The organism is Aliiroseovarius sp. S1339 (assembly GCF_023195695.1).
Taxonomy (GTDB): domain Bacteria; phylum Pseudomonadota; class Alphaproteobacteria; order Rhodobacterales; family Rhodobacteraceae; genus Aliiroseovarius.
The window spans coordinates 633,110-657,260 of record NZ_JALPQG010000001.1; the positions used below are offsets into that span (position 1 = coordinate 633,110).

General features: G+C 54.2%; 19 protein-coding genes and 1 pseudogene. 8 read left to right on the forward strand and 12 right to left on the reverse strand.

The window, feature by feature from the left end; all coding sequences use genetic code 11:
• The first annotated feature begins 108 nt into the window (after positions 1-108).
• Positions 109-813: a two-component system response regulator TorR gene (gene torR, locus MUY35_RS02915; protein WP_248363794.1), complete on the forward strand. Its 705-nt coding sequence runs from the start codon at positions 109-111 to the stop codon at positions 811-813.
• Here the strand turns inward: torR and MUY35_RS02920 are convergent.
• The gene (locus MUY35_RS02920) at positions 786-3,581 is read right to left on the reverse strand and encodes an ATP-binding protein (protein ID WP_248363796.1); all 2,796 of its coding nucleotides are present in this window, start codon (positions 3,579-3,581) and stop codon (positions 786-788) included. The two genes, torR and MUY35_RS02920, sit on opposite strands and share 28 nt — an antisense overlap.
• Between MUY35_RS02920 and torT the strand changes: the two genes are divergently transcribed.
• Entirely contained in the window at positions 3,559-4,605 is a 1,047-nt protein-coding gene (gene torT / locus MUY35_RS02925; RefSeq protein ID WP_248363798.1) for a TMAO reductase system periplasmic protein TorT, read from the forward strand. The genes MUY35_RS02920 and torT overlap by 23 nt on opposite strands.
• A gap of 447 nt (positions 4,606-5,052) precedes the next feature.
• Here torT and MUY35_RS02930 read toward each other — a convergent pair.
• Positions 5,053-6,395 (reverse strand): IS3 family transposase gene (locus MUY35_RS02930; RefSeq protein ID WP_248363854.1). Its coding sequence is split into 2 segments (ribosomal slippage): positions 5,053-6,066 and positions 6,069-6,395, totalling 1,341 coding nucleotides; the frame shifts between segments, so codons are not numbered across the junction.
• A gap of 54 nt (positions 6,396-6,449) precedes the next feature.
• Complete coding sequence (cas9, locus tag MUY35_RS02935) at positions 6,450-7,991, reverse strand: type II CRISPR RNA-guided endonuclease Cas9 (RefSeq protein ID WP_248363800.1); 1,542 nt, start codon at positions 7,989-7,991, stop codon at positions 6,450-6,452.
• Positions 7,992-8,307: 316 nt separating this feature from the next.
• Here cas9 and MUY35_RS02940 point away from each other — a divergent pair, with 316 nt between their 5' ends.
• Positions 8,308-9,510 carry a Fic family protein gene (locus MUY35_RS02940; protein ID WP_248363855.1) on the forward strand — a complete coding sequence of 401 codons (1,203 nt, stop codon included), beginning with the start codon at positions 8,308-8,310 and terminating at the stop codon, positions 9,508-9,510.
• Between the two features lie 246 nt (positions 9,511-9,756).
• Here the strand turns inward: MUY35_RS02940 and MUY35_RS02945 are convergent, their stop codons facing one another.
• The 3 genes and pseudogenes from MUY35_RS02945 to MUY35_RS02955 all read right to left on the reverse strand — a co-directional run bounded on the left by MUY35_RS02945 (position 9,757) and on the right by MUY35_RS02955 (position 12,416).
• Complete coding sequence (locus tag MUY35_RS02945) at positions 9,757-10,380, reverse strand: hypothetical protein (RefSeq protein ID WP_248363801.1); 624 nt, start codon at positions 10,378-10,380, stop codon at positions 9,757-9,759.
• 1,081 nt (positions 10,381-11,461) lie between these two features.
• A pseudogene (locus tag MUY35_RS02950) lies at positions 11,462-11,654 on the reverse strand (transposase); the annotation flags it as partial.
• A gap of 522 nt (positions 11,655-12,176) precedes the next feature.
• Positions 12,177-12,416 carry a hypothetical protein gene (locus MUY35_RS02955; RefSeq protein WP_248363802.1) on the reverse strand — a complete coding sequence of 80 codons (240 nt, stop codon included), beginning with the start codon at positions 12,414-12,416 and terminating at the stop codon, positions 12,177-12,179.
• A 254-nt stretch (positions 12,417-12,670) separates the two neighbouring features.
• On the opposite strand from MUY35_RS02955, the gene MUY35_RS02960 reads away from it, so the two are divergent.
• The 4 genes from MUY35_RS02960 to MUY35_RS02975 are packed head-to-tail and all read left to right on the forward strand — an operon-like array spanning position 12,671 to position 15,324.
• Positions 12,671-12,874: a transposase gene (locus tag MUY35_RS02960; protein ID WP_282569153.1), complete on the forward strand. Its 204-nt coding sequence runs from the start codon at positions 12,671-12,673 to the stop codon at positions 12,872-12,874.
• Positions 12,875-12,923: 49 nt separating this feature from the next.
• Positions 12,924-13,106: a transposase gene (locus tag MUY35_RS02965; RefSeq protein ID WP_248363803.1), complete on the forward strand. Its 183-nt coding sequence runs from the start codon at positions 12,924-12,926 to the stop codon at positions 13,104-13,106.
• A 54-nt stretch (positions 13,107-13,160) separates the two neighbouring features.
• Positions 13,161-14,780, forward strand: a complete 1,620-nt coding sequence (locus tag MUY35_RS02970; protein ID WP_248363804.1) for an IS66 family transposase — start codon at positions 13,161-13,163, stop codon at positions 14,778-14,780.
• Positions 14,749-15,324 carry a plasmid pRiA4b ORF-3 family protein gene (locus tag MUY35_RS02975; RefSeq protein ID WP_248363805.1) on the forward strand — a complete coding sequence of 192 codons (576 nt, stop codon included), beginning with the start codon at positions 14,749-14,751 and terminating at the stop codon, positions 15,322-15,324. The genes MUY35_RS02970 and MUY35_RS02975 overlap by 32 nt, the downstream gene beginning before the upstream one ends.
• 338 nt (positions 15,325-15,662) lie before the next feature.
• Here the strand turns inward: MUY35_RS02975 and MUY35_RS02980 are convergent, their stop codons facing one another.
• Positions 15,663-17,639 carry a calcium-binding protein gene (locus MUY35_RS02980; RefSeq protein WP_248363806.1) on the reverse strand — a complete coding sequence of 659 codons (1,977 nt, stop codon included), beginning with the start codon at positions 17,637-17,639 and terminating at the stop codon, positions 15,663-15,665.
• 770 nt (positions 17,640-18,409) lie between these two features.
• Positions 18,410-18,991, reverse strand: a complete 582-nt coding sequence (locus MUY35_RS02985; RefSeq protein WP_248363807.1) for a hypothetical protein — start codon at positions 18,989-18,991, stop codon at positions 18,410-18,412.
• A gap of 105 nt (positions 18,992-19,096) precedes the next feature.
• Between MUY35_RS02985 and MUY35_RS02990 the strand changes: the two genes are divergently transcribed.
• Positions 19,097-19,519, forward strand: coding sequence for a hypothetical protein (locus MUY35_RS02990; RefSeq protein WP_248363809.1), 423 nt, complete (start codon positions 19,097-19,099; stop codon positions 19,517-19,519).
• A gap of 341 nt (positions 19,520-19,860) precedes the next feature.
• Here MUY35_RS02990 and MUY35_RS02995 read toward each other — a convergent pair whose 3' ends face one another.
• From MUY35_RS02995 to MUY35_RS03010, 4 genes are all read right to left on the reverse strand, one after another.
• Complete coding sequence (locus tag MUY35_RS02995; RefSeq protein WP_248363811.1) at positions 19,861-20,223, reverse strand: helix-turn-helix domain-containing protein; 363 nt, start codon at positions 20,221-20,223, stop codon at positions 19,861-19,863.
• 158 nt (positions 20,224-20,381) lie between these two features.
• Positions 20,382-21,502, reverse strand: a protein-coding gene (locus tag MUY35_RS03000; RefSeq protein WP_248363812.1) for an IS3 family transposase whose coding sequence is annotated in 2 segments (ribosomal slippage) — positions 20,382-21,295 and positions 21,295-21,502 — 1,122 coding nt in all. Because the reading frame shifts where the segments join, the coding sequence is not laid out codon by codon here.
• Positions 21,503-22,025: 523 nt separating this feature from the next.
• Positions 22,026-22,613, reverse strand: a complete 588-nt coding sequence (locus tag MUY35_RS03005; RefSeq protein WP_248363813.1) for a hypothetical protein — start codon at positions 22,611-22,613, stop codon at positions 22,026-22,028.
• Positions 22,614-23,046: 433 nt separating this feature from the next.
• A complete protein-coding gene (locus MUY35_RS03010) occupies positions 23,047-23,742 on the reverse strand; it encodes a hypothetical protein (RefSeq protein ID WP_248363814.1) in 696 nt (231 codons plus the stop codon).
• Positions 23,743-24,151: the final 409 nt, after the last annotated feature.

Consider the following 24,151-nt stretch of genomic DNA (forward strand, 5'->3'; position numbering starts at 1 on the left):
TCTTTCTACACCCACGATGTGAACCGGTCTTTGAGCTGGGATGAACAGGCTGTTCGAGTTTGTAAAAGAATGTAAAAGGAAGAGGTGAGCAGGGAATCGAAGGGTCCAATGAGCCAGCACATCATCATCGTCGAAGACGACAGCGTCACCCGCAGGCGGTTGGCGGCATCCCTGCGCAAACAGATGTATCGTGTCAGCGAAGCCGAAGACGCCGCCCAGATGGAGGAGATTTTGGCCCGTGATCCCGCCGACCTGTTGCTGGTGGACATCAACCTTGACGGCAAGGACGGGCTGACCATAACGCGCGAGCAACGGGCCAAGTCAAAGGCAGGGATCATCCTGTTGACCAGCCGGGATGACCAGATCGACAGGATCGTCGGGCTGGAAATGGGCGCGGATGATTACGTCACCAAGCCCTTCGACAAACGCGAGCTGTTCGCCCGCGTCAAGAACCTGTTGGCCCGCATAAGCGAGATCGGCAAAGCCACCGCAGACCCCGACCCCGTGTGGCGCTTTGGCCGTTGGACGCTGGACCAGATGCGCCGGCGGCTTGAGGATGACACCGGCACCATCGAACCCCTGACCCGGGCCGAGTTCGAGCTGTTGCATGCATTCACCCGCCATCCCGGCGTGATCTTGTCACGTGACCGCCTGCTTGACCTGATCCAGCACCGCCAATGGGCGCCGGACAATCGCACCATTGACGTGTTGGTGGGTCGGTTGCGCAAGAAGATCGAAGACGATCCGACCCAGCCCAACTGGATCATCACGGTGCATGGTGAAGGCTATGTCTTTGCCTCGTCAGGGAAGTGAAGCCCGACTGATCGGGCGGCCTCCCTGAGCGTCGCGCGCGCCGGGTGGTAAGTGTCGTCCAACATGCGTTCAACGACCGCTAGATCGCCGCCATCGCGGGCGATTTGTTCGATGTCACCGAGCCGGGCACACAGCTTATCCAGTCGGAAGTTGCTCGAGGCACCTTTCATCCGGTGCGCCAGTTTGCGAACTGTTTCGTGATCCCCTGCCCTCGCGGCATCCTTAAGGGCAGGCATCGCCTCGTCCGCCTGACCGATGTATTCGGACAGGATCGCCTCGGTCTCTTCCGCGCCCAGATCGGCGATGTCCTCTTTCAGCCCGGCCAGTGTGGTGTTCGCCACGGCCTCCGCGTCGATCTCTTGGACCACCAAAGGCGCGGTGCCCAACACCTCGCTGAGGATGCGGGGCGATATGGGTTTGGTCAGCACACGCTCGACCCCCAATCGCGCCCGTTCGTCGGGGGTGTCCTGTATGTTGTGGGCGGTTAGCGCGACAAGTCTGGGGGGTGTCGGCACAAGGCGCAGGATCGCCTGTGCGACCTCGGTCCCTTGCATATCGGGCAGGTCCAGATCCAACAGCACGATGTCAAATTGATCCGATTTCACAGCGTCGATTGCGGCCGCGCCGGTTTCCGCATCCGTTACACGACAGCCCAGCCGCTCAAGATAGCCATGCGCCACCATGCGGTTGACCGCGTTGTCTTCGACCAGCAACACATGCTGGCCCAGCTCGGCGTGTTGGGCGACTTCGGCGGTGCGGGCCACCTGCGCCAGATCACCTTCGGGCAGGGCAACCGTCAGCGAAAACCGAGACCCCTGCCCCGGCGCGCTTTCGACGCTTAACAGCCCGCCGATGACCTCGGTCAGCCGCCGCGAGATCGACAGACCCAGCCCCATGCCCTGAATGTCGGCCCGCTGCCCCGGATCGACGCGCCCATAGGCGTCAAAGATATAGTCCATATCCTTGGCAGCGATGCCGATCCCGGTGTCTGCCACCGCAAAGGTGATCACATGCCGCCCCTGATCGCTGTCAAAAACATGGTCGATGATCAGATCGACACGACCCGTGTCGGTGTATTTGGTGGCGTTCGACAGCAGGTTAACGACGACCTGCCGGATCTTGGCAACGTCCCCGAACAGGGCGATCGGTAAATCCGGCGGCGCGCTGATTTCAAAGTCCAGCCTGCGAGCCTTGGCGCTGACGCTGAGATAGGTGGCCAGATGGCCGACCAGATCACGGGTGTCAAAATGCACGGGCGCCGCGCGCAGCTTGCCCCGTTCGGTGCTGGCGTAGTCCAGCAAGTCATTGGTCAGACCCAACAGATGCTCCGCCGAGGCGCGCGCGGTCACCAAACGTTTGCGATCATCCGCGCCGGACAGTTCGCCCTCCAACAGTCGCAGCATCCCGATGATGCCATTCAACGGCGTGCGGATTTCGTGGCTCATCATCGCCAGAAATTCGGATTTTGCCCGGTTCGCAGCCTCGGATTCGGCGCGGGCCGCGTCGTGGGCTTTCATCTCGGTGACGATATCGCCGGTGCGCTGCAGCACGGTTTCTTCAAGCTCGTCACGCAGGTTTCGCGCCTTCAGGGCGCGGGTGCGCAGGATTCGAAGCGCCTTTTCCATCTCGCCGATTTCATCCCCTCCGCTGACGGGAATGGCGTGGTCGAAATCTTCATGCGCCAAGGCGTCAATATGTTCTGCAACCCCGCGCAACCGCCCAACCACCTTGCGGCGCGCGAATTGCCAGCTGACAAGAGCGGCACCAGTCACAAGGGCCAGCAGTAACGCCAAACCCGTCGTAATCCGGCGCGACAGGGCTTCAGTTTGTTGCTGCGATTGCAAAGCCTTGGCTTGTATTTGGGTGAACAAATCCTTGGAAACACTGGTCAGGGTGACGACGTCTTCACGGATGCCTGCCAACAAATCTGACATGGCAGCATCATCGCCCAAAATACTGACCTGAAGGGCATAGATCCCGTCATCAGACAGCTCGGCCCCAAGCTGTGTCATCAGATCACTGGTCCGCGCCCGCGCTGCCGCCGACACAAAATAGTCAAGTCGCCGGGTCGCAAAGTCGAGCTCTTGCGCGATCCTTTCGCGTTGCTGCGTCAGTTGTGGAAGCTCCATCTGGTCAGCGCTTTTTAACAGCAACTCACCTGCGGCATCGACCGCGCGGGCCAGTTCAACCAGCCGGTCATAGGCAAAGAAGTCGCGGTCGGCGAGACTGTCCAACATATCACGCACACTGCCGCCGGGTTGCGCGTAAAGGTCGGCAATCGTCGCCGTGACCCTCACGCGGGCGATGTCCAGTTGGTTGGCCAGAATATCCTGCGTTTCCGAAAGCTTGCCGGACACCGCCGTCAGCCGGGCATCCAGATTCCGGCGCCGATTCAACCGAACTTCTGCGACATCTGCCAGACGCGTCACCGAAGTTTGCAGCCTGTCCAGCAAGGCAAGACCATCCCGCTGGTCCGCAGAGATATTGAGGCTGCTCAAGGTGTGGAAGCCCGCTTGCAGATCATCCATTTTGGCTTGAAGCGAACGCACCAACACCTGCAAATCCGCCAGATTGCCCACTTCGGAAAAGGAAGGCGCCAGCGCGGCGATAGACACGCTTTCATCAGAAACCCTGCGTGCCAAAGCCGCGGCCGGCAGGTTGTCCTGAATCAAAGCGCGTTGTTGACCGGACAGATACCAATTTGACCCAAGCGCCGCCAGGCTGACAAGGACGGACAGGCTCACAATGAACGTGAAGACCCGCAGCAATTGTTTATCAAAACCAATCCGTCGCATGGCGCGACGGTATGGCGTTTTGCGGTCAATCGCAATTGCTGCCCTTGGCCTGTTTGCCACCGGGCTTTTTGGGGTCGCCCCACCGGCACAGGCGCAATCAAACGCGCCGTCAAAGGCCGCAAGAATTTGCGTCGTAGTGCCGCATTTCAAAGACGAATACTGGCTGAGCGTCGGGTTCGGTTTGCAGCAAGAGGCGGCCAAAACGGGCGTCAAACTGATGTTCTTTGAATCCGGTGGCTATCATGCTTTGCAACGCCAAGTTTCGCTGACGCAGACCTGCATTGCCAAGGGTGCTGACGCAATCCTTCTGGGCGCGGTATCGGCGGATGCGCCTGATTTGCTGGCGGCGGTCGAAACTGCCTCTGCATCGATACCTGTTTTGGCCTTGGTGAACGAATTCCATTCCCCCCACCTTGCCGCGGCAATCGGGGTCGATTGGCGCGATATGGGGCGGGCGGTTGGAGGGTTTTTGGCAACGCGCCATCCGCCCGGAACCCCCAAAGTGCGCGTCGGCTTTGTCACGGGACCGACGGATTCCGGTTGGTCCCCGTTGCTGGAAAGCGGACTGTTGGGCAGCTTGCGCGAATCGTCCGTCGACATCGTGATCACGCGCTACGCCGATACCGGGCTACGCGAACAATTGCGCGAGGTCGAAGACATCCTCGCCGCCGAACCGCATCTGGACTACCTGATCGGAAGCGCACCTGCGATTGAAGGCGCAATGGGGCTGGCCGCGCTGTCCGACGCACCGTTCCCCAAGCTGATCGCAACGTACATTAGCCACTCCGTCCGGCGTGGGCTTCAAAGTGGTAAAGTCCTTGCCGTGCCTTTTGACGACCCCGTCGAACATGGGCATCTTGGCATACGCAAGGCGCTAAAGGCGATTGGAGGTGAATTCTCTCCGCGGATGGCGGGGCCACCAATCGAATTGGTCGAAGCGGGTGACTTGGACACGCTACCGCTTTCCCCCGCAGATCTTGTTTTGGCTATTGAATGAGGTGCGGGCAAGGTTTCTAGCTGGGCGGATGGTGTCGCGTGAGCCGCTGCAGGACGTGCACAGTCTATTCTTGGACTGTCAGAACACGGAAAAGACGTCGCCGAGCCAATGCTAGGTCGTGCATCTCGTCTATTCCTATAACTATTTTTTCTGCAAATTCAGCCACATGGGCGCCATAGCTGCACATCAAAGATCGTGATCCTGACACACTTTCAAACGACAATAATCATTGATTATCGATTCGCGATTCGCTGGCGGAGGAGGTGTCCTTAAGATTGTGATGTATATCCAAAACCCCGACGAAAAAACAATAAGTTAGTCCGTTACTAAGGTTTCATTTGTGTAGCACAATGCGTAGCAAATGTGTAGCAAGTGTCCGTCGTCAGGGTTTTTGGGACCAATGGCGGCCTAATCTAAGAGAGAGTTTGGCTCATCTGGTTGGTTTGATTATGCGGCGTGCAGGCGGTGATGCAAGCGTCGCGTTTCGAGTGTCTTCCGTTTGATCCTTTCGCGTTGTTTTAGAATGGCTTTGTCACGTCCGAAGTAGACGTCGGCGGGTGTGACGTTGTTGATGCTCTCGTGATAGCGCTGGTGATTATAGTGGTCGACGAAGGCCTCGATCTGAGCTTCAAGGTCACCCGGCAGGAAGTAGTTTTCCAGCAAGATTCGGTTCTTCAGGGTTTGATGCCAGCGTTCGATCTTGCCTTGAGTTTGAGGGTGATACGGGGCACCGCGCGAGTGCTTCATGCCCTTGCCCTGCAACCATTCCGCCAAGTCGCCTGAGACATAGCTGGACCCGTTGTCGCTGAGCAAACGCGGCTTGTGAACAACATGCACTTGGTCGCAGCCTGATGCCTGCAATGCGAGGTCCAGCGTGTCGGTCACGTCTTCAGCACGCATGTTCGTGCAGAGTTTCCAGGAGACGATGTAACGGCTGTAATCGTCGAGAACCGTGCTGAGATAGAACCAACCCCAGCCTAGCACCTTGATATAGGTGAAGTCGGTTTGCCAAAGTTGATTGATGGCTGTCGTTTTGTCTTTGAACTCGCTGGCGGCTTTCATCACGATGAAGGCTGGGCTGGTGATCAGGTCATGGGCCTTGAGTACACGATACACTGTGGATTCCGAGATAAAATAGCGTTCCTGATCCGTGAACGTCACTGCCAATTCGCGTGGTGACAGTTCGGTTTCCTGCAAGGCGAAGTCGACAACCTTTCGCTTCACCTCGTCAGGCACGCGGTTCCAAACGTGTTTAGGCTTGGGAGATTGATCCTGCAGGCCAGCCTCGCCGCGCTGCAGATAACGATCGTACCAGCGATAGAAGGTGGTGCATGGAATGCCCAGCTTAGCCAGTGTCAGGCGCGCCGACAGATGGCTTTCTTCCAAGAGCCGGATGATCTCTAGCTTTTCAGATGCAGGATACCTCATTCGTGGTCGCCCCCATCGCCTGTCATGCTTTTTTTGAGCAAACGGAGTTCGAGCGTCTGTTCCGCGACAACTTCCTTAAGATCCTTTGCCTCGCGGCGCAGTTCCTTGACCTCATCAGTGTTGGCGGCACGTGCCGTGTCCCCAGCTAACCGCTTTTTACCGGCTTCCATGAAGTCCTTTGACCATTTGTAGTAGATGCCCTGGGATATCCCCTCACGGCGGCACAACTCGGCAATGCTGTCTTCACCACGCAGCCCATCCAACACAATTCTGATCTTCTCTTCGGATGAATAATGCTTGCGGGTCGCCCGCTTGATGTCTTTGACGATCTTCTCGCCGGGGCTCTTCGTTGTCTTTCTCATCGTCCACTCCTTGGTGGCTACGATGAGCAACAAACCCTCTCTTAGCAAATAATCCTATTTGGACCCATAAGTGCTGACGTCAGACAGTTGATTCAGCCCGACATGCACGGTCGGGTTGGTGATCCGGCCATAGCGGGTGATGTCGTCGTTTTCATCGTAAGTTCCGGGGATCACATGACGATCAAGGATCTGCCCGTAATACGGAAGCTCTGTCAGCACTTCGCCGGTGCGACCGTCCGAATGGTGCCAGCCACACGCTGCGACCGCTGCGCTGTAGGGCGTGACATCCGTCTCCAATGCGGCCAGAATCCGCGTTGTCGCCGTCAGGCCCAACCGTCCGTATCCCTCGGGCAACGGGGCATTGGCGGTGGCTACCGCGTGTTCCCGATCAAGCGCGTGTTGGGTCATCAGCCATTCCACTAAATCGGCGTGTTCCCTGTCACTTTGCACGGCGCGAATATGGCCGATCACACCCCATTGCGCTTCTGGGTCCACTTTTGACCACCCTGCCCCGAAACGGTCCGAATGCGACAGGCTGGCGCGGACAGGATCGCAGGCGATCGCGTCACGATTGGCGGTTTCGAGCGTGAAGGATTGCTCGGGCCGCAGTTTGATCACCTTGCCCAACGCCTTGAGCTTCATTGTCATACCAGCCAGCGACTTGGTGTGTTTCTTGTTGTCCAACGCATGAATGATCGTGTCACGCTCTTCCCGTGTCAGCGCACGCGCGGGCTCACCCCGGGCCGCAACTTTCAGATTGTTCACCGTCTCATACAGGATACGCCTCTGGTTCAACGGATGTGCACTGGGTATGCGGCGCTCATCCGTAAACAGGCACAGCCCGACTTCTGGCGTCTTCAGCGGGCGCTGATGAAAAATGATCAACCTGATTTCATCGCGCAAATCATCTGTCAGAACGTCTGGGTGATGCTGCGCCTGCGCCTTCCACAACTGATCAAACTCGTCAGACAGGTGATGGCGATCAGGATAGAAATCATACCCGGCCTCTTCTTTTTCGGCATGATCGCGGCGGGCCACGGTCAAGCGCGTACGGACGGTCGGAACCTGCCGCGCATCCGCAGCAGAGGCGCGCCGCATGTGCAGGAATTCGCCATAGGTGCGGGCCTTCTTGCTGGCCATTTCCTCGTCTAGCCGTTTTGTGGCATCCTTTATCTTGCCACTTTCGTTGTCGCCGCGATCGGTCTTGCGGTTGGACTTGAAGCCACGTCGCTGGTTGAGGTGAAACAGCGCCCGTCCGAAATGCGGCAACGGCAGCGCATCATCCAGACCGTTTGCACGCAGAGCATAGGGATCCAATTGTTCCAACGCTCTGGCTTGCACTGGATCAGCGGGCATCAATCCCACCTCGGCCATACGTTTCATCAATGCCGCTTTGCGCCGCAAATATCGGTCACGCCGACGCCGCTGAGACCGGGCCATGCGGCGATCAACTGCAAGCGAAGCACCCGACTTGGGATCGCGCCCATCCGAAAAGATGCGCACACCACCATCAACAACGGATGTGATCTTGCCGTCCTCTGTCGCATAAAGCCACCAGCCGATTGAATTAGTGCCAATATCCAGACCTAAGCGCATAGACAAACTCCTCAAAGCTCAAGGAGATTTGCACCAGAATGCAACTTACTCAACCCAAAAGAGCATTTGACAGACAGTATCGCACCAGCGATAATCTCGTTGTTCAAAATTCGCGGTCGAGCCGTTAACAAGCATTCGATTGCACCACATTGAAACGCAGGCTACGGCCTGCGTTTTCTATTATTGGATGCGGCTCTTTTCCAATATTCGCCAGTCCGGCAACCAAGATCGGCAACACATATCGGCAAAGACTTGCAGTGTTTGTGATGAACATCCTATAAATAAATATCTTTTTCTAAATTCAGGATCGGCAAAAATGCTGGAAACACCGGGCAGAATCGAACCCTGCTTCTTTGAAGAACACATCCCAGCCGAACTCGCCGACCTTTCGGTCGAAATCCAGCGGGAGGCAGCCCGGCTTGGGCAGGGGCTGCATCCCGATAGCGCAGCTGAGTTGGCCGATCTCGTCCGCGTCATGAACTGCTATTATTCAAACTTGATAGAGGGTCACAATACCCGACCCCGCGATATTGAACGCGCCCTCGCCGGAGCCACGCTCGAGGAAGAAACCCGCCCCCTCGCCCTGGAAGCACGCGCACATGTCATCGTTCAGCGTACCATCGACGAGATGCACCGGGCAGGCACCCTGCCCCGACCGACATCGGTCGAATTTCTCACCTGGGCGCATAAGGCTTTCTATGACGAAATGCCCGACGAGTTCCGCGTCATAGAACACCCGGATGGAACCCAGGAACCAATTACACCCGGCCACATGCGACAAGACGGGGACCGCGAAGTGGCGGTTGGCCGCCATCTGCCCCCGTCATCACCGCGCGTCGCGTCTTTCATGGATCACTTCGACAAACGGTTCCAGATTGCGGCGCGTTCAGCCAGCGGGCGGATCATCGCAATTGCTTCGGCACATCACCGATTGAACTACATCCACCCCTTCCCTGATGGAAACGGAAGGGTCAGCCGCCTGATGTCACACGCCATGGCGCTTATCGCTGGAATTGGCGGAGATGGGCTTTGGTCTGTCTCCCGTGGTCTCGCGCGCGGTCTGACGGATCCTGGCGAATACAAACGAATGATGGATCTCGCTGACAGTCCTAGACGCGGAGATCGTGATGGGCGCGGCAACCTTTCCGAAGCAGCGTTAAAGACCTACTGCGAGTGGTTCCTAAAGGTCACGCTTGATCAGATCTCGTTTTCCGCGAAGTTGTTTGATCTGGGCGGTCTGGACAAGCGCTACCGGCGCCTAGTCGAGGATATGATCGACGATAAGCGCGCACCTGACCTGATCTCTGCTGTCTTGCGCCATGGCACACTGGACCGCGGCGAGGCGCAAATTGTGCTCAAGACATCCGAGCGGACAGCGCGCAATACCCTGAAACAGCTTACCACAGCAGGCTTCCTGACCTCTCCTTCCCCGAAAACTCCTGTTCGTCTTGCTTTTCCATTGGACTATCGAGAAAGGCTCTTCCCAAATCTGTTCGCTGATGCTGATTTGCCAGCCTAACGCATCAGTATCACCATATGATCAGCAACTATTCCACAAGTTTCGCAATGGCGATCAACACCCAAGGTCACTACGTCATCGCAACGAAGATCCTTAAGGATGTCGAGGACCCGAGGAAGGTCGCTTTGGATCAACTTGCGACCGTGCTCGACACGATCGATGTGCGGACGTCCGATCTGAGTCGTCCTGGCGAACCCGCAGCCTTTCGGAACAGTTGATCTGCTTTTCTGTGATTGCGGCGTTCCATTACCAGTTTGGCACGCATTCGTCTTCGGGATCCGGTTCTACAGCGACCATGGGGATCCGAAGAGCCAAAGCATCTAATAGCTGTGTGATCCTTTCTGGATCGCCGCGGCCAACAATTTTTCCGTCAGGAACAATTGCAATGGCGGTGCCGCCTAGACAAAGGCGAAGAACAAATCCGTGGTCCAGTTTCAGTTCGGCAGTCTCGCCAGGGAACACCTCATGCACAGCGCTAAGAGCGCAATTTAACAGTTCCCCTCGTGAAATGCCGGTCGCCCTAGAATCTGACAGATCCACGCGATATCCGATGTCACCTTCCGCAAGCTCCCCTCCATACTTTCTTGTCGGGCGCTCATCCTCTCGAAGGCTTCCACGCCGGGGAATAGCACCTCCAGGACTTCCACGTGTTTCTCCATCGCGATCCTGATCCGCGCAGCACTCTGATCGTCCGCTCCGCGCCCCAGAACTTGACGGAGTAAATCGCACAGTTCTTCCATCAGGATTTCCATTGCGGCGGGTGAAGTCAAATCGGGCATGGTTCAAGGTCTCCATTTTTTTGGTGAGTGATGCATAGGCGGTGAGGTCGATCATCGCTATTTGGCGAAGGATTCGACTTTCGGCGATCATGATGCCGAGCGCCTTTGTCAGCGCTGATAGGCGAGACCGCAGTCTCATCCACAGAGGATTCGTGGCCGACGACTTCCCCTGCGTCCCAGCCTCGAAGACCAGGTGGCAGAACGGTACGGAACGTGTTCGGACCTATGTGCGGGACAGAGCCATTTGGTTGATCGCTTCTTCTACAACATCAAGCACTGGCGCCAATAGCCACTTGACCGGATTTGATCATCGTTAAACAAGTTTTCGTTTTCCTTTCCCCTTATTAAGCGATGATACATAACGACCTTAGGCAAGCGGTTTCCCTCACTTGAGACCGAAACAGGCAGGCAGATTGGCGCGTCATCCGTCCGAAATTTCCTGGCATCGACAGGCTCGTGACCCGATTTTGTAACGACGAGATGCCCTTCGGATCGGAGTTCATTTTTTATGCCAATGTCATTTCATGATCGTTTAACAAGTCTGGAGCCCTGATTTTGTAACGCTTTCAGGAGCAAACTACGCCCAAAAAAGCAAATACATCAATGAAAACAAGGATGTAACGGAGTTTCAATCCTGTAACGCCCGCTGTGACATGAATAATCTTTAGAATTCAGTGGTTTATATTATTATATAACGCTGTAACAGATATATATCTAAGTATAAACGCGCACGCACGCACGCGCGCACGCAAAGACATATTTCCGAGCGTAACGCGTGACATGCGCTAAGTTATTGAAAACATTGAACACCTGTGTAACGCTCACTATTTTGGGCGGGAAAATCATTTAATATCAATTAATTAGAATGTAACGCCCGATAAGGGCGAATAGCACCTTTTTCGTTTCTGCGGCGAGACCTGTTCTTCGTAAAACATCTGAACCTCAAGGACGCCGACCTCGCATGGTTCACCCAAAGCCTGGCAGCGTTGATTGGTGCCAATGCTGCATATAGACCCGTGGCTTGAATTGGGAGTGGCTGGGGTATCATCAAGGTGAATGATCGAGGTTGATCAGCCCCACCTAAGCGGTCCAGTTTGAATGTTAGTGCATGATTGGCTGAGCTGCTCCCCATGTTCGGACCACCCGGCTGGAGATTTCCCGGGGGTTGAGGCTCAGGGTGCTAGTTGCAGGTCTGAGCCATTCATCAGCGAGATCGGTGGGTTGTTCCCGATTGCGCTGTGGGGGCGAACTTCGTTGTAGTCCTACGCGACTCCTCCTTTTTGCCCGGGCATCGTCAAGGCTCATGAACCAGTGTGTGTTCAGGCATTCCGCTCGGAACTTGCCGTTTAAGCTTTTGATGAAGCTTGGGCGCAGGTTGGAATCAAGTGCGAAGCGCTTGTTCGTGCTGGAAACACTTCAACTATCGTCAACCGGACGCCGGAACATCTTAACCTAGCAGAAGAACGGGTAATCTGGCCCAAACTTAATCGAAGCGCTGAAAACTCCTTGTATTAACGCTTTGTTAAGCGCCGACATGAAAGGTAGTAGAAACTACTTTGAGGCGACCTGGATGCATGACTACAAGTGGCTCTTAGACAACCTATTCTGCTTGACCAGTTTGGCCGAATTTCGGGGACAACCCGAAGTGAGCGATATTCTGCTACAGCTTCATCATGATATAGAATTGATGCCTCGAGGAGTTTTGAATAGCGAAGCGGGCATGCGTGGCAGCAACGTTGTTTCTATTAGGTCCAAACAGAATGACATAATAACAGATGAAGCAGGGTAGAGGCTGAAAGCTACATCTAACCCTGACACACATTACGAATAGACAACAGTATTTCCAGGCAAGCCTTTCCCAGCAGTCGGGCGGAAAAGCTTGCGAAGTCAGTTGATCAGCGCATGCTGAATGCTAGAACCGTCAGAAAAGGCGTTTTGGGACTGTGAGAGCTCGAATAGACGCTCCCCGACCAGACTTGTGTAGCCCCGTACGGTTTCAATCCCTTTCCTTGTTTGATCAACCTCTAGCAGAAGGTCTCCATCAAGAAGCATTTCCAGAACGGTTGAAATATTCTTTAGCGCCATCGACATTTCCAGCATAGCGCTCTCGTTGTTTCCATTAGTCATTACAATACCTCCACCAGGTCTTATTGATGACAAGCATTCGCCCAATTGGTTAAGAGTTGATTAATGTATCATTCATGCTTCTTAACGTCGGCTGAATCTCGCTTAAGTTGGGCGCAATGCATCATGAAAAACTCAACGACAACGATAAGGCGCTGCGGCATGCACGACAGCATGGGGTGATATCGAATGTGACCTTCTGCCCTGGAATGTCCGGCATTTAGGGTTAGCCAGTTCTCCAATTGAGGTGCCAAACAATGAACAGAAACCGTTTCACGGAAGAACAGATCCTTGGGATTTTGAAAGATCACCAGACAGGGATTGGTGCAAAGGAGTTCTGCCGCGAGCACAGCGTCAGCGATGTTACGTTTTATAAATGGCAGTCCAAGTATGGCGGGACGGAAGTGTCCGACGCGCAAGAGCCGAAAGAGGTAAGCGGTGCGCCGCCCCCACCTTCCTGACATCTGTCTGATCTGCAAGTCGTTTTCCAAGTGTAGATTTGGAATGGAGATGACGGATGCGTTCAAGGGGCGTGTTGTGGCGGAGACGCTGGTGCCCGGTGTGACGGTCAACGAGGTGGCGCGGCGGCATGATCTGCGGCCCAATCATTTGTCATCGTGGCGGCGGATGGCAAAGGACGGCAAGCTGGTTGTGCCGGATTTGGCGGCACGTCCGCCGACTGCGGCAGAGTGAATCAGGCAGGCTTTTGCACGGGTGATTGGTTGCATCTTTTGATAGGTATCCGCCATGATGACGGGTTCAAATCTACCAGATGATATTGATGCGCTGAAGGCCATGATCCTGGCTTCTCAGGCTGAGATTGCTCAGCGGGATGCGCTGCTCGCGGATCGGGACGCTGTTATTGAACGCAAGGAAGATTGCATCCTGCGGTTGGAGAAGTTGGTCTCTGACTTCAAACACGCCTGGTTCGGCGCGCGCTCCGAGAAGACCGATCCTGAGCAATATGAGCTGGCGCTGGAAGACATCGAAACGGCGATTGCGGCGGTTCATGCCGAAGACGAAGCCGTTGATCTACCCACATCGCGCGCGGCCAAGCCACGCAACACCAATCGTGGATCTCTGCCCAAGCATCTGCCCCGCATCGAAGAGATTATTAAGCCCGACAGCACGATCTGCGCCTGCGGTGCCGAGCGCCATGTGATTGGTGAGGACGAGTCCGAACGCCTCGATATCATCCCCGCGCAGTTCCGTGTGATTGTCACCCGCCGCCCAAAATATTCCTGCCGATCTTGCACAAACGGGGTCGTTCAGGCACCTGCACCAGCACGTCTGATCGCAGGCGGCATGCCAACAGAGGCTACGGTGGCGCATGTGCTGGTCAGCAAATATGCGGATCACCTGCCGCCCTATCGTCAGGCACAGATTTACAGCCGCCAAGGGATCGATCTGGACCGTTCCACCCTCGCTGGATGGGTTGGCAAAGCGGCTTATGAGTTGCGGCCTGTGTTCGATGCGTTGATGGCTGATTTGAAGCGGTCCTCGAAGTTGTTCATGGATGAAACCCGCGCGCCAGTGTTGGATCCGGGCAAACGCAAAACGAAAACTGGATACTTCTGGGCGCTGGCCCGCGATGACCGACCGTGGGCTGGTGCGGCCCCGCCCGGTGTCGCCTTCACCTATGCACCGGGGCGGTCCGGCCAATATGCAGATGATATTTTGAAAGGCTTCTCGGGCATCCTTCAAGTTGATGGCTATGCAGGCTACGACCGCTTGCTCAAACGCGTGGATGACTGTGTTGCATTGGCCTATTGCTGGGCGCATGCGCGGCGTAAATTGCACGAGGTTGCGCAATCCGGCACAGCCCCGATTGCCGAAGAGGGGTTGAAACAGATCGCTGCCCTCTATCGGATCGAAAAGGATATCCGAGGCCTGAGCACCAAAGCCCGGCTGGCGGCACGGCAAGATCAGTCAGCCCCGCTGATTGCAGCGTTCAAAGCATGGTTGGTCGCCAATCGCGCCCGCGTCTCCTCCAAAGCCCCTCTGGGCGAAGCGCTCAAATACATCGCAAAATACTGGAGCGGCTTGGTGCTGTTCCTTGATGATGGACGTATCGAAATGGATAGCAATGCCGTGGAGCGGACGATCCGGCCCATCGCCTTGAACCGCAAAAACGCACTCTTCGCTGGCCATGACGCCGGAGCGGCAAACTGGGGTGTCATCGCCTCCCTGATCGAAACCTGCAAACTCAACGAAGTTGATCCGCATACTTATCTGACAGGCACGCTCACAGCCATTGTGAACGGCCATAAACAATCCGATATCGACGACTTACTGCCGTGGAATTACAACGAGGTCAGGCAAAAAGGATACGGTCATGAGCATCATCGAAATCAAGGTCACGCTTGAGTACGTCGAACCCGCTGTCACCCGCACCCTACAGGTGCCCGGAGATATTCGCCTCGACCGCCTGCACCTGACGCTGCAGGCCGTAATGGGCTGGACCAACTCCCATCTATACATGTTCGAGACAGAGGGCGCGACTTGGGGCCTGCCCGATCCGGACTTTGGCGGTGATGACCTGCCCGCCGACAAAACAACTCTTGTTGAGGTGCTCGAAGACACCGGCGCGCGCAGCATCCGCTATACCTACGACTTCGGCGATAGCTGGGAACACAGGCTGCAAATCGGAGAGTTCACCGATCCCAACCCAGGCGATCTCTATCCGCGCCAGACAGACATCTCAGGCCAATGCCCGCCAGAAGACGTCGGTGGCTTCCCCGGATATGAAGAGTTCCTGGACGCGATGGCCAACCCCAAGCACCCCGAACACGCAAATCTCAAAGAATGGTATGGCGGTTCGTTCGACCCAAGCACACCACCAGCAGACGAACTGCGCTTCGAAGTGCTCAAGCTGGCAAAACGGTGGAAGCCGAAAAAGACGATCAACTGATCGACGTGGGGCCAAAGGACCGCTTACCGAAAGCGGTTGGAGTTAAGAACTCAAGGCCCGGTTCATGCAAAATCACTGTTGAGACCTGTGACCCAGTTATGGCCGCCCACCGCGCTAATTGAGGCAGCGCAGGCGGCCACAACCTACAAACAGTGCTGCTTCCCGACGAGCTTAGCATTGCGCCTCGACTTCAATCACCCTCGCTCACGTACCCGCTTGGCCGGTCTGACCCCGGCGGGAATCGTTTCCTGAGCAATAGAAGACCAAAACCTGAACAAAGCTAACCCAAAAATAGCTGACTCTCCGGGGAGCGGGTCACCACAGTAGAGATTTCTTGGCTAGAATAGGAAGTCGCTAGCGATGAAATAGTCGATTGTTGTATCTTCAATAATTATTTGGTTTGCGCCATATTCAATTATTACGTCGTCTTGGTACTCTTTCATGTGATTTGCCTTTAAGTCGGTCCAATCCTCAATCCAGGAGACCAAGTGAAGATCTATTACATCACTGTCAGGTTCAGCACCGAAATCACATATGCGATCAACGCCTGAGTTGTTTTCAAAAACAAAAGTATCATCCCCAGCGCCACCAAATAGCCAATCTTTTCCACCACCTCCATTTAAAGTATCGTCTCCGTTGCCGCCCCGAAGTAAATCTCGTCCATTCCCGCCGATAAGTTTGTCTTGGCCATTGCCACCAAAAAGTCGATCATTTCCGCCACCTCCGTCAAGAGTATTGTCCCCACTTCCGGCCTGAAGAGTGTCTCGACCAATCCCGCCGAGAAGCTCATCGTCGCCGGCGCCACCAAATAACCAATCGTTTCCACCACCTCCGTTTAGAGTATCGTCTCCGCTACCGCCCCGAAGTAAGTCTCGACCATTCCCGCCGAGAAGCTTGTCTTCGCCATCGCCACCAAATAGCCAGTCATTCCCGCCACCTCCGTTTAGAGTATTGTCTCCGCTACCGCCCCTAAGTATGTCCCGGCCATTCCCGCCGATAAGCACGTCGTCGCCGGCACCACCAAATAACCAATCGTTTCCACCACCTCCGTTTAGAGTATCGTCTCCGCTATGGCCCCGAAGTATGTCTCGACCGTTCCCACCGAAAAGCTTGTCTTCGCCATCGCCACCCCATATTCGATCGTTTCCTTGCCCTCCGTTCAGGACATCAGACCCCGCCCGCCCTATCAAGACGTCATTGCCAAGACCACCCAGCAACGTGTTGCCCTCATGGTTGCCTTTAAGGGTATCATTGTAACCGCCGCCATGGACGTTTTCGATCGACAAAAAAGTGTCACCCGAAGCGCCCCCGCTCCCCGTGCCGATGACAAGGTCAACCTGAAGAGCCTTTGTTGCGCCCGAATATGACATGGTGTCAAAGCCCGCGCCGCCAATGATTTTGTCGCTTCCCTGACCGCCATGTAAAAAGTCATTGCCGGAGCCTCCATAGATCGTATCGTTGCCAGCGCCACCCATTATGATATCATTTCCGCTACCTCCCCAAACAACGTCATCTCCACCCTTAGCCACCACTTTATCGTCATTTAAACCTGCAGCTATTAGGTCACCAAAACTGGTCGCTTCGTGGGCTTCATCGCCTATGACATTTCGAACATCTGATGCGACTTTGTCATGATCATTGTAGATTACACCAAGGTTTACGGAATATCCGGCTGGTACAACGTTGTTGTCATCAAGAAATTGAATATCGGGCAGCGTCGCAAAGTCCGGGAGTTGATGGTGGAGTAAAAAATGAGCTTCATGATGATGGCCGTTTGACATGCCATTTCTGTCCATGTCGATGCGGGCCCCGCCGATGGCATAGAATATCTTGCCACCAGTCGCAGTTTCAATAAGAAGCCACTGCTGCGCTTCCTGCCCGTGATCGTTGTGTGAGCCCATAAACCCAACCAATCTGACGTCAGCCACGTGTTCGTTCTTGTATGCCTCCAAGTTATTCAGATCCAGAACTTGCCCTTCTAACTTTAGAATGTCGCGTGTATTATCAAAGTCTTCCAGTCGACCAACCACGATTCCGCCACTATGAACTTCTTCTATATTCTGAAAGTTGAATGTGTCTGAGTAGTTCACGTCGCTAAAATGATCAGAAATAATGTGATGACCGTGGGCAAAGCCACTAATATCACTAAAGTCAAGATTGTAGGTATCGTCACCCCACTCACCGTAAGGATGAAACTGATCTTTTGAATTTGTAGCTGTAAGGTTGAAAATGTCGTCGCCGTAAGTTCCCACGATCGGCCCACCGCTACCAAAAATCTGTCCAGCTTGTTTGTCCGAGTAAGTATAATAACCCATGTTTGAACCACCCCTAGTTCATTGTCTGATCAATGAGACTCAGTCCCTCAACTGAGCTCTAGTAGCATTGATGTCAGGAGACCTCTTAACGAGCGCTTAAGGGTAGGATTTTATTAATTCTTTTGGGATTAGGACGCATGACCCGGTACGTCTGATAGATCGGTTGCGATCTCAGGCACTGATAGGGCCATGTTGCAGGCATCTTTGCCGGACGCTGTCAGGCGAATGCGAACGCGTCTCTTCAAGAACAGCGAGTATGCCCCTTGTGCCATGCCAAGATCGCGCCACTCAGCCTGATCGGCGGCGCTGTTGCGGAACGAAGGGCATGTTGAGATATGAGGATGCAACCAGTACGAACGAAACACTCGCTAAACGGGTAGCGCCAGCTTAATTACGCGAGCCTGGAGCTCAAGGATGCCCATTGTCTGCGTAGCATGTTATAGCGAACTGCGGTGGTCTTGACGGTTGTATTCTCAACCAATATCTCCCTAACAGTTTACGACTTGCACCCAATCTGAACAGCGGCGCTGGCCGTTGCGCCCTCTGTGTATCTCAAATAGAAACCCAGTTATCGCCTCGACGGAGAAATGTCCCCAAATTCATCGGGCACGGAGCCGCATAATATGTCCTGGGGACAAAATGGGATCCAAGCGTCGGTTTCTACCGTTTTGAAAGTCAAATACATGAACCTATGTTAATGCATCATGTGTTGGTTTCGAAATTGCTACATTAAAACGCGCATAAGTATCCTATGAAGGTACTTGCAGTGCTCAAGCAGCAGCCAAACCGGATATAGGATATCGTCCTAAATCGGAGCGTACATGTGTGATTCCCGCTTTTCCGGTAGAACTGCCATGCTCTACCCCTAATGTGAGTTGCCCCGAGATGAGGTCGCTGCATCTATACATGCAATTGAACCAATAATTCAAAATGAAAGCTGCATAAGTCTGCCGGAAAACTGACCGCAGGACAGAAGTGATGTAGCGATATTCACTTAACTCCTCACAGAGTTCACAATCAAGGTAGGCCAGATTGTCGCGAACAAAATCGCGTTTTGAAACAAGATCCCAGTCTTCCTCCAAACTGCATATCCAGTCTAGCCCAACGCCAATACTTTGTCTCTCCATCAGCCGAAAGCTGGTTATGGCATTCAATCGTTGGTTTAGGCCATACTCTACAATGTCGACGAAGGAGTGCGCCGCCAGTTCCGGGGTGTTCCTGTCCCCCCATGTCAGGCTCGCACCCAATGCGCCACGCTGCCTGTCGGCGACGCAGATCGCTGGATCTTCGAGCACTAGTTCAGCGACTTCGGAAATGCAAAAGGGCGTATAAATGGGGTCGAAGCTGGGCATTCTTGTTCGCTTTCTATTATTGGTCCTTACTGATGAAGAATGCTTGGATGATTATGGTGAATTTGCAGTTAACGCGCCGAGCGCTGTCGTCCGAACGGAAGCAATATGTCCGCGGACGTTAACAAATTTAGGGGCGGTAAAGCACCAAGAGTTTTCAAAAAAATTGGTAGATTTTTTTGTTCGCCGCCTTTTGATTCACAACATGGGCTTCAGGGTGGGTACGCGGGCCAACGTATTTGCGCGCAACTCAACTCTAGGTACAAAGTTATTATGCGCTTTAACGATTTGTTTAACATGATGTTGGTTAATCGTCTCATGTTACAAGTTTGGAAAATCAAAGTCCCAACACCTCAGGATGCAGACGCATTCAAAGAAGGTTGGGCGCTGGCTGAAAACAAGCGCGAGGCGCTTGAACTTGCCGGAAACCCTTCTGCTAGTGTCAAACGGATGCCAGAGCACCTTTGGATCGCCAAAGAGCGCGTGATCTGGCCCAGTCCTGATCGGACCGCCAATACCGCTGCGCATTAACAATCTGCAATATTACGCGGGAGCGGATCACTTAATCAACACCGAGGTGAAGACTATGAAGGACTACCAGTGGCTGCTAGAGAGCCTGTTTTGCTTAGCCAGTGTGGCAGAGTTCCGAGGGCAGTCTGAAGTGCGAGAAATTCTACTCAAACTACATAAAGACATGTCTCTAACGCATTCAAAGCCGCAAGATTCAAAGCCATGACAAAGCAATAACTTTTGCGCATAATGTTATGATTGTTCCGTATCAAGCTATGTTGCCTGAAACGACTACAAGTAAGATAGGTTAACTGCCGTTGGATGCCTATTAACAAAATGCGGGCGCTACATTTAGCTAACTTTTAAGCCGCCAATGCCTTAGCCAAGTCCATCAGTTTTTGTCTTTGGGATTCAGGAATGGCGTAATATAGGGCGACAAGATCGAGGGCTTTCTTGTCAGACAGCAGGTCCGGCAAATCCATTGGTGTGTCGCCGATACTTGGCTCCCTTACCAAACCTTCAAAAAAGTAGTCAGTAGGTTCTTGCAGCACAGCGGCAATTTCAAAAAGTTTTGATGCACTGACGCGATTGTGGGCAGTTTCGTATTTGTGGATTTGCTGAAACTTCACGCCAATACTTTTGGCCAGCTCCTGCTGAGTCATTCCAATTCGCTTGCGGCAGCAGCTGATAATGTTGCCTACGTGAATATCAACTGGATGTGGCATGGGGTTATTTCTTTATTGTCAATCTGATCTGATTTCGCTGTTGCACTGAACACTCAACGCGGGGAATTACCCCCCACTTAAAGCGGCGTTCGCTACTCACTTGGCCTGTCTGAATGATTACGTCAATTGTCGTGACCTGCCCCCCGAGGCTCCGTCATTCATAACGAGAGTCTGCGGGTCTGGTTTTGATAGTTCTGGTCGTCGGTTTTGGCAAGCGCGCCGGGCGCGGAGCCCTCAAATTGCTCAAGCGTCCGGCGCACTTCTGCGGGCGCTTGATTTCCGAGTGATGAGTGTGGCCTGACATTGTTGTAGTCGTAGCGCCAAAGCGCCAGCTTTCGGCGGGCATCATCCAGGCAGTCGAACATCTCCTCGTTCTGGAGCTCATCGCGCAGGCTTCCGTTAAATGACTCGGTGAAGGCAATCTGCTGGGGCTTGCCGGGGTCAATGTAGTGCCAATCCACGCCGTTCTCGGTCGCCCATTTCAGGATCACCCGACTGGTGAACTCGGTGCCGTTATCACTGACAATGCTGGCGGGCTTGCCATAGAGCCGGACCAGCGCATCCAGTTCCCGCGCCACCCGTGCGCCCGAGATGCTGGAGTCGACCATCAGGCACAGGTTCTCGCGGCAGCAATCGTCATTCACCGCCAGGACGCGCAACCTGCGCGAGGCACCGAACGTGTCGGACAGGAAGTCCAAGGACCAGCGCTCGCCCGGCCTCAGAGCCTCTGGCATCGGTGTCCGCGAGCCACGCGCCCGTTTGCGGCCCCTTCGTCGCCTGACCCCAAGCTTCTCCTCCGTGTAAAGCCGATACAGCTTCTTGTGGTTCATGATCATACCCTTGCGCTCCAGCATCACGCCGATCCGCCGATAGCCGAACCGGCGGCGCTTGGCTGCGACCGCTTTCATCTCCTTGCGTATCTCAGGATTATCCGGCGGGCGTTCACACCGGACCGTCTTTGGATCGACGCCGACAAGTCGGCAGGCCCGGCGTTGCGAGATGTCGTGATCCCGCATCGCCCTGAGCGCTGCCTCTCGCCGCTCATTCGGCGTCGTCAGCTCTTTCCCAAGAGATCCTTCAGAACGACGTTGTCCAGCATCGTATCCGCCAGCAGGCGCTTGAGCTTGGCATTCTCATCTTCCAGTGCCCTCAGTTTGGCGGCGTCAGACACCTCCATGCCGCCATACCTCGATTTGAACTTGTAGAACGTGCCTTGGCTGAGGCCGTGCTTGCGACACACCTCCGCAGTCGGCATTCCGGCTTCCTGTTCCTTGATCATCCCGATGATTTACGCCTCGGTGAAACGGCTCTTTCGCATCTGTTTGCTCCTTCAAAAGGTTGAGCAAACTCTACATCAGAACGAGGGAAGTTTCGGGGGGCAGGTCAAGATCAATGTTGGTAGCGTCTGACGCTCTCAGAGGCTGCACCGGGCACTCGGTTTCAGTTTGGCCACCGCAACAGATTTTGGCAGAAAAATGCAGCTGTCAGATCTTCGAGTTTTTCAACACAATCGGCTCTCTGCGGACCTCCGATGCGGCGCGGCATCTGCTCAATCTTGGCGTCAGTTGGCGACAAGAACGGCCCAAAGGAGACATTCGAGGCACCGAAACCTCGGCTGGTTGATTTCCCCGAACCGGAAGTTCATGCATAGTGCTACATTCTAGTTTTCGAACGGCGGCAACGTGGGACAAAGCCGCCGTTCATATCGCCAGCTATCAAGTCTGCTTCTGGGCGAAAAAAAATGCATTGGGTTCAATGTGTTGACGATCGGCAATGTCTGATCTTGCTTAGTCCTACTGATGTCAGCGCTCGCAGATTACAGAAACTTCACCTCTGCCTTTAGTAAGGTCCGCATTCATAGAGACCTTGGGCGTTCCGCCATTTTCGAAACAAGTGATAATAATCGCCGCACTGACGCCTGTGAAACTCGCAACGCCTGCAAATATTAGCCAGCCGACGACAGCGGGCAGTGGTTCATCGGTAATCGTGATCGAGCCCGCCGATTGTTCTACATTGCTGTTAAGCGTGTAGATTGTCTTCTCAATTTCAACCCCCTCGATTGATGGATTGAATACTGTTCGCCCTGTCAAAGAAACGAGGCCCGTAACTTCTGCATATTCCTCTAGGGAAGGCGCCTCGGCACGTCCTGCTGTTTGAATACGAATTGTCAGCGGCGTTGCAATTCCGTCCGAGGTCAAAGCTTGTCCTTCAAAGGAAACAAAACCATCCGCATCGATTTGCACCTCATTTCCAGCACTAAGGCTGGCGACGACTTGTCCGTCTGGCTCAAATCGAACGGACTCCATGGTGACAAACTCGTTGCCGGCTAAGGCCGCAATAGGATTCAGTGAAACGGCCATGATTGAAAAAGCTGAAAGAAAAAGACGCATTCCTTCCTCCTGATTAAATAAGATGGAGCGCATACTATGAAACGTACTTTACCATGCAATGCTGCCATTCGTCCATCGCGCAGCATTGGCCACAATGGGCTGTCAGCAGACATATGCTGCGCCAAGCGCGAAGGTCGGTATTGGGCCGTGTGTGACAGCGCGCACGAGGTATTGGCGACAGATGCTGCGCCGCATTCGATGTCTGCAAGGAGCCCACTTTGACCAATGCTGCGCTGTGTACGAACGTCCACTCTTCATGGGCAGGTCAAAAAGGTGACAAAACCTAAGGCAGTTTTGCCAAGGGGTTGTGGCACAAGACTTTTCAACGTTTCATGTGGCCATGACGCGAGTGACAAAAACGACCGTTTTTGACCGGAAAGTTTTGGCAGGGGGTTTCTGTCACTCAGACGTGAAAGAGATTTTCCAATCTTGCTCAGTCTTTCTTAAAGCCCAGAAGCGCTGCCAAAAACGGCAATGTGAGGATGAACCCGCATATGGAAAGCACTATGCGGATGATTGTTTCTGTCTGGTTCTGCATTCCGAGCTTCGTGAATACTTCAACAGGTATCTCAATGGTCCTGCCGTCCATTACCACTGGTTGCCAGTTTGGGTATGCTCTGGATGCTTCCGTACTGTCGAGCCCATAGATCGTTCCGTCAACTTGGAGCACTAGGGAATGGGAACCCGGTCCCTTGGGGGTCACCAGCCAAGTTGTATTAACGGGTGGTGAGGTTCCAATATCCGTAGAGAAAGTTTCTGACGGAGTGATTTCAAAGCTAGGCGAGTGCAAGCTAACTACTAATGGTTCCTCAAGGAGTGTGCTCAACTCTGGGCAATAGGGTAGGGAGTTAATGGCGGTTCTTTCATACTCAAGTCTAATTGGTAATGTCTGATCCTCCTTGATCTGATTCCAGGCTTTGACAACAAGTGTCTCGCCGAGGCGGCCGTGTGCTTTACAATCAAACGCGCTTTGCGAAGCAGGCGTAGGATGAACCCGAGATATCGCGACACGCTCTTCCGCTGAGATGGAAGCGTTTCGTAGGGGAGCAAGCATGTTGAGAAAAAACGCTGCGCTGACCAAAACTAACCCAACGGCCAAAAGGATCAGACGCGTCGGCACACCAAACATAGCCAAAAACTCCTTATCTCGGTATTATCTGCTCCAACAGCCACCAGAAACTTCAACCTACATAGTGCTGCAGAAAAGGGCAGACTCCAAGCATTGAAAACATCACGAAGCTACATGCTCCCATGACCGTGCCAGCTGCGCATTCCTGGCGCTAATAATGGAAGACCGCAGTTACCTTGACCGGGTACAAATCGGACAAAACTCATGCGTTTCTGTCATCGGCGAAAACGACCGTTTCTGCCCGCCAGATTTCTCGAGAGCCGACTTTAGCGCAGCCGCAGCGAAATAGCGGTTTGTCCCGCGTTGCGGCCATATAGTTGGCCAAAATGCTGCGCTATCGACCAACGTCCGCACTGGGGAAGCGCGCCGCTGCAAAGATTGGTCAGGTCAATGGCTGCAATGGGCCGTT

Bases quoted from the DNA above. Each gene is read 5' to 3' on its own strand.
- MUY35_RS02990 (WP_248363809.1), top strand. From the start codon at position 19,097: ATGTCCGCGGACGTTAACAAATTTAGGGGCGGTAAAGCACCAAGAGTT.
- MUY35_RS02970 (WP_248363804.1), top strand. From the start codon at position 13,161: ATGATGACGGGTTCAAATCTACCAGATGATATTGATGCGCTGAAGGCC.
- MUY35_RS02995 (WP_248363811.1), bottom strand. From the start codon at position 20,223: ATGCCACATCCAGTTGATATTCACGTAGGCAACATTATCAGCTGCTGC.
- torR (WP_248363794.1), top strand. From the start codon at position 109: ATGAGCCAGCACATCATCATCGTCGAAGACGACAGCGTCACCCGCAGG.
- MUY35_RS02965 (WP_248363803.1), top strand. From the start codon at position 12,924: ATGACGGATGCGTTCAAGGGGCGTGTTGTGGCGGAGACGCTGGTGCCC.
- MUY35_RS02960 (WP_282569153.1), top strand. From the start codon at position 12,671: ATGAACAGAAACCGTTTCACGGAAGAACAGATCCTTGGGATTTTGAAA.
- MUY35_RS03005 (WP_248363813.1), bottom strand. From the start codon at position 22,613: ATGCGTCTTTTTCTTTCAGCTTTTTCAATCATGGCCGTTTCACTGAAT.
- torT (WP_248363798.1), top strand. From the start codon at position 3,559: ATGAACGTGAAGACCCGCAGCAATTGTTTATCAAAACCAATCCGTCGC.
- MUY35_RS02940 (WP_248363855.1), top strand. From the start codon at position 8,308: ATGCTGGAAACACCGGGCAGAATCGAACCCTGCTTCTTTGAAGAACAC.
- cas9 (WP_248363800.1), bottom strand. From the start codon at position 7,991: ATGCGCTTAGGTCTGGATATTGGCACTAATTCAATCGGCTGGTGGCTT.
- MUY35_RS03010 (WP_248363814.1), bottom strand. From the start codon at position 23,742: ATGTTTGGTGTGCCGACGCGTCTGATCCTTTTGGCCGTTGGGTTAGTT.
- MUY35_RS02945 (WP_248363801.1), bottom strand. From the start codon at position 10,380: ATGATCGCCGAAAGTCGAATCCTTCGCCAAATAGCGATGATCGACCTC.
- MUY35_RS02955 (WP_248363802.1), bottom strand. From the start codon at position 12,416: ATGACTAATGGAAACAACGAGAGCGCTATGCTGGAAATGTCGATGGCG.
- MUY35_RS02980 (WP_248363806.1), bottom strand. From the start codon at position 17,639: ATGGGTTATTATACTTACTCGGACAAACAAGCTGGACAGATTTTTGGT.
- MUY35_RS02985 (WP_248363807.1), bottom strand. From the start codon at position 18,991: ATGCCCAGCTTCGACCCCATTTATACGCCCTTTTGCATTTCCGAAGTC.
- MUY35_RS02975 (WP_248363805.1), top strand. From the start codon at position 14,749: ATGAGCATCATCGAAATCAAGGTCACGCTTGAGTACGTCGAACCCGCT.